The following is a 1,696-nucleotide window of genomic DNA, read 5'->3' on the forward strand; positions in this document are numbered from 1 at the left end:
AATGAGCGGTTCTCTTTTTCCGCCTGAGGATCATTTGCTTGAAGGGATCGGGCCAGCTTCGGTTCAGAAAAAAGCTGGCGAGAATGTAATCGCATCTTTCAATGTAAAGGCACAATCATAGCAGGAGTTTTATCCAATGAGCTTTTTCGCCTGATGAGTCAGTGATGTCTTTATTCGGCAGCGACCGGTTATCATTAAGGAAGGCTGTTTTCGGGACCGAGGATGAAGTGATTGCTATTGATCAATGTTCAATGCAATAATCGCCTTGAGCTAACAATGATGAAGGAGTGTGAACGAATTGACGATAAGAGAAGTTGAGCCAAGAGATGTTGCTGGTCTCAAGGATATCATCATCGATATCGGATGGATGAAGAACAAGGGTTTTGAAGAGGGAACATACTTGAAGAGTATTGAAAAGATGGTTCAGTGGAGTGTGGAGAAAGACGATCACCTCATTCTCGTAGCAGAAGAGAATGATGAGTTGACAGGATACGCCAGCGTGCATTTTATGCCTTATCTGTTCATGGGTGGCGCCGAAGGTTATGTTGGAGAGTTGTTTGTGAAAACACCCTGGCGGGGAAAGGGCATCGGAGGAGAGCTCCTGAGAAGCGCGGTAAATGAATCCAAAAAGAGAGGCTGCTGCAGGATAAGGCTGATAAACATAAGGTCGAGAGAGTCTTATCGCCGAGGATTCTACTCAAAGCAGGGATGGCAAGAAAGAACCGATGCGGCCGACTTCATGCTCAGATTGAACGAATCGGAATGAACTGCGCAAACAGGTTGCCGCTCTAGAGTCGAATCGCCTTGACTTCAGAAACCATGCATGTTGTCTGGTTTGCTAGAGCCTATGGTCATCTCCCCTCCGTAGAGCGCTCATGTGAGGTTTACCGTGATAGCCTGCGGCGTATTTTCACTTTCTGGCTTTTTGAAGGCACTACAACATCTTTCGTGTTATGGGATGGTATTGACTTCACGGACGCTCAATTTGCCGAGCCGGAAAAGGGTCTATAATCTATCTGGAAGGCAAAGAGGTGATTCTTCTGGAGTATCTTGAGAAACTGTTGATCAGAATTGGGCTTGTCTGTATAACGGTCGCGCTTGTTCTATTTCTGCTGCGAAGAGTCGGTCTGAATTTTGGAAGACTTCCTGGAGACATTCACATAAACCTAAGTAATTTCGAATTGTGGCTCCCGATCACTTCCGGACTAATAGTGAGTGTTATAATTACGGGAGCCCTTTGGCTCTGGAGAGTAATTAGAAGGTTTCTTTAATCGACGGAGGAAGAATGGATACTGCCTATTTACGGGTGAATTCCGAGAACCCCGATGAAGCAATTCTGAAGAAGGCTGCAGAACTAATCAGGAAAGGCGAACTTGTCGTTTTTCCTACGGAGACTGTTTATGGACTGGGCGCGAATACCTTTGATGAGACGGCCATCATGAAGATTTTTGAGGCAAAAGGCAGGCCCCAGGACAATCCACTGATAGTTCACATTTCTACCATGGAAATGTTGAAACAAATCGTATCACAAGATGTCGAAAGTTTTTCGGCTCTAATGGATCTTGTCTGGCCAGGGCCAGTGACGTTGATCTTCGAAAAAAGCAAGGAAATACCTGACTCCGTTACTGCGGGGCTGAAGAGTGTGGCCGTCAGATTTCCTTCCCACCGGGTGGCCCAAGAACTGATACGACTCTCG

The 1,696-nt window shown here is 46.2% G+C and carries 3 protein-coding genes; all 3 read left to right on the plus strand.

The annotated features are described in order from the left end of the window. Positions 1-298: 298 nt before the first annotated feature. Positions 299-766: a GNAT family N-acetyltransferase gene (locus ENN47_07205; protein ID HDP77955.1), complete on the plus strand. Its 468-nt coding sequence runs from the start codon at positions 299-301 to the stop codon at positions 764-766. Between the two features lie 265 nt (positions 767-1,031). Further along, entirely contained in the window at positions 1,032-1,271 is a 240-nt protein-coding gene (locus tag ENN47_07210) for a DUF2905 domain-containing protein (protein HDP77956.1), read from the plus strand. Between the two features lie 14 nt (positions 1,272-1,285). Continuing rightward, positions 1,286-1,696, plus strand: a 411-nt coding sequence (locus ENN47_07215; GenBank protein ID HDP77957.1) for a threonylcarbamoyl-AMP synthase, incomplete at its 3' end; no start/stop codon positions are given.

The organism is Mesotoga infera (assembly GCA_011045915.1).
Taxonomy (GTDB): domain Bacteria; phylum Thermotogota; class Thermotogae; order Petrotogales; family Kosmotogaceae; genus Mesotoga; species Mesotoga infera_D.